The 6,327-nt window shown below is 52.3% G+C and carries 7 protein-coding genes and 1 pseudogene; 1 reads left to right on the forward strand and 7 read right to left on the reverse strand.

Annotation, left to right across the window (positions count from 1 at the left end):
- Nucleotides 1-19: 19 nt before the first annotated feature.
- The 6 genes from ACRCWW_RS13450 to pspA form a co-directional block, all read right to left on the reverse strand.
- Nucleotides 20-1,309, reverse strand: coding sequence for an ABC transporter substrate-binding protein (locus ACRCWW_RS13450; RefSeq protein WP_438682861.1), 1,290 nt, complete (start codon nt 1,307-1,309; stop codon nt 20-22).
- Between the two features lie 12 nt (nt 1,310-1,321).
- Nucleotides 1,322-2,995 (reverse strand): alpha-amylase family glycosyl hydrolase, encoded by a 1,674-nt coding sequence (locus ACRCWW_RS13455; RefSeq protein WP_438682862.1) that lies wholly within the window; start codon nt 2,993-2,995, stop codon nt 1,322-1,324.
- A gap of 199 nt (nt 2,996-3,194) precedes the next feature.
- Complete coding sequence (gene pspD / locus ACRCWW_RS13460; protein ID WP_438682863.1) at nt 3,195-3,416, reverse strand: phage shock protein PspD; 222 nt, start codon at nt 3,414-3,416, stop codon at nt 3,195-3,197.
- A gap of 14 nt (nt 3,417-3,430) precedes the next feature.
- Nucleotides 3,431-3,790, reverse strand: coding sequence for an envelope stress response membrane protein PspC (gene pspC / locus ACRCWW_RS13465; protein ID WP_438682864.1), 360 nt, complete (start codon nt 3,788-3,790; stop codon nt 3,431-3,433).
- Nucleotides 3,790-4,011: an envelope stress response membrane protein PspB gene (gene pspB, locus ACRCWW_RS13470; RefSeq protein WP_330981858.1), complete on the reverse strand. Its 222-nt coding sequence runs from the start codon at nt 4,009-4,011 to the stop codon at nt 3,790-3,792. Before pspB ends, pspC begins: the two co-directional genes overlap by 1 nt.
- 53 nt (nt 4,012-4,064) lie before the next feature.
- A complete protein-coding gene (gene pspA / locus ACRCWW_RS13475) occupies nt 4,065-4,733 on the reverse strand; it encodes a phage shock protein PspA (RefSeq protein WP_404656042.1) in 669 nt (222 codons plus the stop codon).
- Between the two features lie 156 nt (nt 4,734-4,889).
- Between pspA and pspF the strand changes: the two genes are divergently transcribed.
- Nucleotides 4,890-5,873 (forward strand): phage shock protein operon transcriptional activator, encoded by a 984-nt coding sequence (gene pspF, locus ACRCWW_RS13480; RefSeq protein ID WP_438682865.1) that lies wholly within the window; start codon nt 4,890-4,892, stop codon nt 5,871-5,873.
- 310 nt (nt 5,874-6,183) lie between these two features.
- Here pspF and ACRCWW_RS13485 read toward each other — a convergent pair.
- Nucleotides 6,184-6,327, reverse strand: a pseudogene (locus ACRCWW_RS13485) (IS5/IS1182 family transposase); the annotation flags it as partial.

The following is a 6,327-nucleotide window of genomic DNA, read 5'->3' on the forward strand; positions in this document are numbered from 1 at the left end:
CATTTCGGTGTTCCGCCTTTTATGGCTGCTTTACAAGGGTATCAAGCCGTTTTTGGCCATCCGCGAGCAGTGGCTCAATCGGTTTTTTACCGACCGTTGCGGCATTAACCATGGCACTTATCACGCCAGACCCGGTCACATCGCCCATCCGGGTGAAGTTTTTATCTCCCACCGCGCCGAAGACTTTGATGTTCGGGTATTGAGAAATCAGCTCATACGGCAACTGACCAAAAGCCTGGATGACCTCGTTGTTTTTCCAGGTGGCCGTGTTGACCACGCCTTTGGTCATCGGCAGCGCCGCGCCCGGTGACATCATCACCCAGTCGGCGGAGTTCTGCGGTTTTTCCATCCAGGTGACGAACTTTTCGGCGGCCTCGGTCTGCTGCTTTTCCAGCCCGGAGGTGATGGTCAGCGAGGTGACCATGCCGTAAACCGCTGGGCCCGTTTGCGTCGGAACCATAAAGCCCAGGTTTTGCGGCTTACCCTCTTTGTAGACCGCCGGAAGAATGTAGGTGGAATACACGGCCATCGGCGCAGACCCATTCATAAAGGCGTCTTTAATCTCCATCACGTCATTGGAGCCCGGCATGGTGGTGGCGGCAAGATCCCGGTAAAAAGCCAGCGTGCTGTGCATTTCCGGGGTATCAAGGGAGATTTCCCCCTTGCTGTTAAAGACGTTGGCGTTGTCGGATAAAGCAAACTGCGAGAACGCCTGTTCGGTCATCACGCTTTCTGCGGTAGGCAGCGCTATGCCGAATTTCTTCTTCGCGGGATCGTTGAATGTTTTGCTGGCGGCTAATAGCTCTTCCCAGTTGTGAGGTTCGGCAATACCGGCCGCCGCTAACGCATCTTTGTGATACCAGATGCCGGACAGCCATGCGCTAATAGGCGCGCCGGTCCACGCTTTGCCGTCTTCGGTACGCACAATTCGCAGTACGCCGTCATAAAACTGATCTTCACCGGTATCAGTAATCGCTTTGGCAACGGCGTTGCGATCCAGCAACTGTTCTTTATCCAGCACTTTGGCGTAGTCATGGCTGACTTCCATCACGGCCGGCAGCGCGCCGGTACGGGCAAGCGTAATCACTTTGGTGTTGAAAGCATCTTCCTCAACAGGAACTGGTTTCACCACAATGCCTGGGTTTTCTTTTTCAAAACGCTCAATCAGCTGATTAATAACAGCCTGGCGTTCCTGCTCCACAGAGGAATGCATAAATTCGATAGTGACGGCTTTATTATCATCCCGACATCCTGAAATCAGGGTGCAGGAAACCAGTGCTGTCACCAGCACCGTTTTCGCTATTTTCATTTTATCGTCCTTTTATTTATTCTGAATCCACATGACCTGCCAGGGATTAAGCGTTAATACGTCAGTGTCAATATCAGCACCGCTAATTAACTCTCTGGCATTTTTAAATGTCTGCTTTATTTCCTGCGGCTGCTCACTGAAATTAAAAAGCGCGATCAGACTTCCGTTATCACGGTTAATTTGTAAAACGTGATCGTTAAGCGCCGAAAACGCTGACGCAGCGTCCGGGTGGAAAGCAGGAAGTTCACGACGTATCGTCAACAGATGACAAAGCCGCTGGTAAACACGTTGACGCAAGCCATCCGAGACGGCCATGGCGTTTTCAATTTCAGCCAAATCATACTTCTGGCGGTTAATGGCACGGTTGTATCCCGCTTTATCCACGCCCTCATAGTCATTACGCGAGCCAAGGATACTCTGAATATAGATGGCCGGAACGCCAGGAAAGCTCAACAGCACCGCATGTGCCAGCACAAAGCGCGCCAACCGCTCGTCGTCACTGCTCTCTTTCGGGCTTAGCGCATCCATATAGGTGACGTTGATTTCATACGGGCTACGGGTGCCGTCAGGGTTATTTTTCCAGTTGACCAGTGCGCCCTGCTGCTGGAGTTTTTCGACCAGCGCCAGAATATCCTCTTCCGGCAAAATACCGCGCAGCGGGTTGAGGCCAATGCCGTCATGGGAGGCAAGAAAGTTAAACCAGGTGGTTTGTACCGATGGCAGCCTCAGATCTTGCGCCCAGCGGCACAAAGTGTCCACTTTCATGGTGTATATCGCATGCAGTACCAGCGGCGGCAGTGAGAACTGATACACCATCTGCGCTTCGTCAGTGCCATTGCCAAAATAAGCGATGTTATCCTTATGCGGCACGTTGGTTTCAGTAATGATGACCGTGCCCGGCGCCACCTCTTCAGTGATTGCGCGGAACAGTTTTATCAAGGCGTGGGTTTGCGGCAAATGGATACAACTGGTTCCCGGTACTTTCCACATAAAGCCGACGGCATCAAGCCGCACGTAATCTGCGCCTTCCTGCAAATAATGCAACAGCACATCTACCATCGCGAGCAGCACTTCCGGCTCGGCGAAATTGAGGTCAATCTGATCGTCGCTGAAGGTGGTCCACAGATGGCGCTGAGTACCGTCCTTCAACGTGAATGGCGTCAACAAAGGAAGTGCACGCGGACGCGTTACCGCACTGAGATCTGTTGCCTGGTCAACGGCAAGGAAGAAGTTTTCATAGCCAGGCTTTTGCTGCAAATAATTCGCAAACCATGTACTTTTCGCCGACATATGGTTGCAGACAAAATCGAACATCAGCCTGGAAGACTGCTTAAGCTCAGCCACGTCCTGCCAGTCGCCACTTTCCGGAGCGACCTGATGATAATCAACGACAGAGAATCCGTCGTCAGACGACCACGGATAAAAGGGAAGAAGATGAACATGGGAAAACGAATTTTTGAGCCACTGATTATAGAATCGGGTAAATACCGGCAGGTTTTTCCTACCCTGCTGACGAAATTGATCCGCGTAGGTAATCAGCACCACATCCTGCTGATCCCAGTTTCTTTTACGTGGCGTATTAATAGCAGATCTTGCTTTTTCAATATTTGCATAAAGCCTTTCCTGATGTGCCGGTGAAAATGTTTCACCATAGAGGTAAGCAAGCAGAGATTTAATCATTTTCATCACTTTTCATTTTCGTGGTAGCGGTCCCACAAAAAGGGAATCTACTCCCACGAAAATGGGATGTCAACGCAGTGGTAGGTGGAAAAAACGTAAAATTGGGATTCAGCGAGGACACAGTTCATTAATTGTGAACTGACGCAAATAATAAAGAAATTTGTTGCAGAGATAAGCTTGCGAGGGGGAGCACCCTCCCCCGTTCTCAGGAGAAAAACTTACGGGACATGCGGTTCGCCAGACGAGCCAGCACAGGCTCAAGCGCCACCGCAAGTAACATCTTCAGCGGCCGACGCGCCACGGATTTGATAGCCCAACCGGCAACGCCCGCCGGGCCGTAACGCAGTGCAGTCAGCAACACCAGCTTGCCTGCAATTTTCAGGCCGGGTTTCACTTTCTGCCCGGCTCGCTGCCAGTTTTGTTTCATCAATTCACTCTCCGTTAAAGCTGACGGAAACGACTACGTAACGAAAAAGTATCTGAGGTGACATAGCGTTCTATCTCACGCAGGCGCTTTTCGCCCGCAGCCAGTTCGGCGTCGACGGCGCTCAGTAACTCGCCGCTGCGCGGCATTTTTTCACCGTACATTTCGGTGTCCGGGATAGGGTCTAGAGCAAACGTCAAAATGATGTACGCCACGACCACGAAGAAAAACAGACCAAAAATCATCGCCAGCACGGTGATCAGACGCACCAGTTTCACCGGAACGTCGAGCCAGTGCGCAATCCCCGCACACACGCCCTTTACCATGCCCTGTTGTGGAATACGCCACAGCTTTTTACTGAAATCTAATCCCGCCATTATTTTTCTCTCCAGTTCGGATGTTCCGCATCGAGAATGTCTTCCAGCGCCTGGATACGTTCACGCATCCGTTTGGCTTCGTCCGTCAGTTGGCCCAGACGCTGCTGTTCGCTCTGCGAGAGTTCATCGCCGGAACGGTTGCTGTAGTGCAGCCACAGCCAGACCGGCAGGACAAAAAGCACAAATAACGTCAGCGGTATGGCAAGAAAAAGCGCGCTCATGAGGTCTCCTTACAGATGATGAGCGGCGGCACATCGCGTGCCGCCCGGCAATATTATTGATTATCCTGTTTCATTTTGGCGCGCAGTTCAGCGATTTGCGCGCTGATATCGTCGTCCGCTTTCAGTTCGGCAAACTGCTGATCAAGCGATTTCTGTTTACCAAAACCGTGGCTTTCCGCTTCGGCTTCCATGTGATCAATACGGCGCTCGAACGATTCAAAACGAGCCATCGCCTCATCCAGCTTGCCGCTGTCGAGCTGACGGCGCACATCGCGGGAAGAGCTTGCCGCCTGGTGGCGTAACGTCAGTGCCTGCTGGCGAGCACGGGTTTCGCTCAGCTTGTTTTCCAGCTCGCCAATCTCGGTTTTCATCCGGGTCAGCGTTTCATCCACCAGCGTGATTTCATGTTCCAGGCTGGTAATAAGATCGGTCAGCTTCTGTTTTTCAATCAGCGCAGCACGCGCCAGATCTTCTTTCTCTTTGCGCAGCGCCAGTTCGGCTTTTTCCTGCCATTCGGCCTGCTGCGCGTTCGCCTGCTCTACGCGGCGTGTCAGTTGTTTCTTCTCCGCCAGTGCGCGGGCTGAAGTGGAGCGCACCTCAACAAGCGTGTCTTCCATCTCCTGAATCATCAGGCGGACCAGTTTTTGCGGATCTTCAGCCTTTTCCAACAGGGAGTTGATGTTGGCGTTCACGATATCGGCAAAACGAGAAAAAATACCCATAATTCACATCCTCATACGTAGTTCTGTTATCGGGCATGGCCCTGCTGATGGGTTATTGCAGGTTGCGTGCCAACTTTTTATCTTGTTGATTTATCAGGTTGTGATTGAATCTTCGCCACGCTGCCGCTACAGTAAAGTGGTCAATTACACTAACGAGTGGTGAATTTCATCATGGCAGACTACAAGGACAACCTGCTCGGCGAAGCGAACAGCTTTATCGAGGTGCTGGAGCAAGTCTCGCGGCTTGCACCGCTGGATAAACCCGTGCTGATCATTGGCGAGCGCGGTACCGGGAAGGAGCTTATCGCCAACCGCCTGCACTTCCTCTCTTCCCGCTGGCAAGGGCCGTTTATCTCGCTAAACTGCGCGGCGCTGAACGAAAACCTGCTCGATTCGGAGCTGTTTGGTCATGAAGCGGGCGCCTTTACCGGGGCGCAAAAACGCCATCCCGGGCGCTTTGAACGCGCCGATGGCGGCACATTATTCCTCGACGAATTAGCCACCGCCCCGATGCTGGTGCAGGAAAAATTGCTCAGAGTGATTGAATACGGCGAGCTGGAACGCGTGGGCGGTAGCCAGCCGCTGCAGGTCAACGTGCGCCTGGTGTGCGCCACCAATGCGGATTTGCCGAAAATGGTCAGCGACGGCACCTTCCGCGCCGATCTCCTCGACCGACTGGCATTCGATGTGGTGCAACTACCGCCGCTGCGAGAGCGCCAGAGCGACATCATGCTGATGGCAGAGCACTTCGCCATTCAGATGTGCCGGGAGCTAAAAATGCCACTGTTCCCCGGTTTTACCGATCATGCCAGACAGACGCTTCAGCACTACAGCTGGCCAGGCAACATCCGTGAACTAAAGAACGTGGTCGAGCGCTCGGTGTATCGCCATGGCAACGCAGAAGAACCGCTCAACAACATCATCGTCGACCCGTTCCAGCGCCCGGTTTCTGCCGAGACAGTCGCAGAGAAAAGTGAAGTGACGCTGCCGCTGGATCTGCGTGAGTTTCAGCAACAGCAAGAAAAAGACCTGCTGCAACAAGCGTTACACCAGGCCCGATTTAATCAGAAAAAAGCCGCGGAGCTGTTAGGGCTGACCTATCACCAGCTTCGGGCTTTGTTGAAGAAGCATCAGCTTTGAATGGGGAAAGCTCGCCCTGCTTTTGGTGGGTGCTTTTGGGAAGGTTTTGGGGAAAGGCTCTTTTAAATTTTTGTTTTTGATTTGGGAAATGGTGTTGCATCCATCAGTTGAACTCACATCCAGAAGCGGACATTGGACTCAATTGATACAATCCGCGCAATGCCTTTGCGCAACAGACTGTCTGTGGGCATTGATTCTCCTTAACAAATCAAATGCTAGCAGCATCCTATGGTTTCCTCGTCTCAATAGCATGGGGGCTTTGTTGAATAAATCAGATTTCGGGTAAGTCTCCCCGAAGCAGGTTGTGTTTTCAGACAATACGCACGCTTTCTGGCATACCTGCTTTCGTCATTTTGTTCAGCGCTCGCACCATGGCCATTGCCTCCGCAACCTGACCATCATAGTCACGCAGCGTCAGTGAACCTCCGAACAACTTTTTTACCCGGTACATCGC

It is taken from the genome of Scandinavium sp. (assembly GCF_051650185.1).
In the GTDB taxonomy this organism is placed as follows: domain Bacteria; phylum Pseudomonadota; class Gammaproteobacteria; order Enterobacterales; family Enterobacteriaceae; genus Scandinavium.

Coding starts and splice junctions, on each gene's coding strand:
- ACRCWW_RS13450 (WP_438682861.1), bottom strand. CDS start 1,309: ATGAAAATAGCGAAAACGGTGCTGGTGACAGCACTGGTTTCCTGCACC.
- ACRCWW_RS13455 (WP_438682862.1), bottom strand. CDS start 2,995: ATGAAAATGATTAAATCTCTGCTTGCTTACCTCTATGGTGAAACATTT.
- pspA (WP_404656042.1), bottom strand. CDS start 4,733: ATGGGTATTTTTTCTCGTTTTGCCGATATCGTGAACGCCAACATCAAC.
- pspC (WP_438682864.1), bottom strand. CDS start 3,790: ATGGCGGGATTAGATTTCAGTAAAAAGCTGTGGCGTATTCCACAACAG.
- pspB (WP_330981858.1), bottom strand. CDS start 4,011: ATGAGCGCGCTTTTTCTTGCCATACCGCTGACGTTATTTGTGCTTTTT.
- pspD (WP_438682863.1), bottom strand. CDS start 3,416: ATGAAACAAAACTGGCAGCGAGCCGGGCAGAAAGTGAAACCCGGCCTG.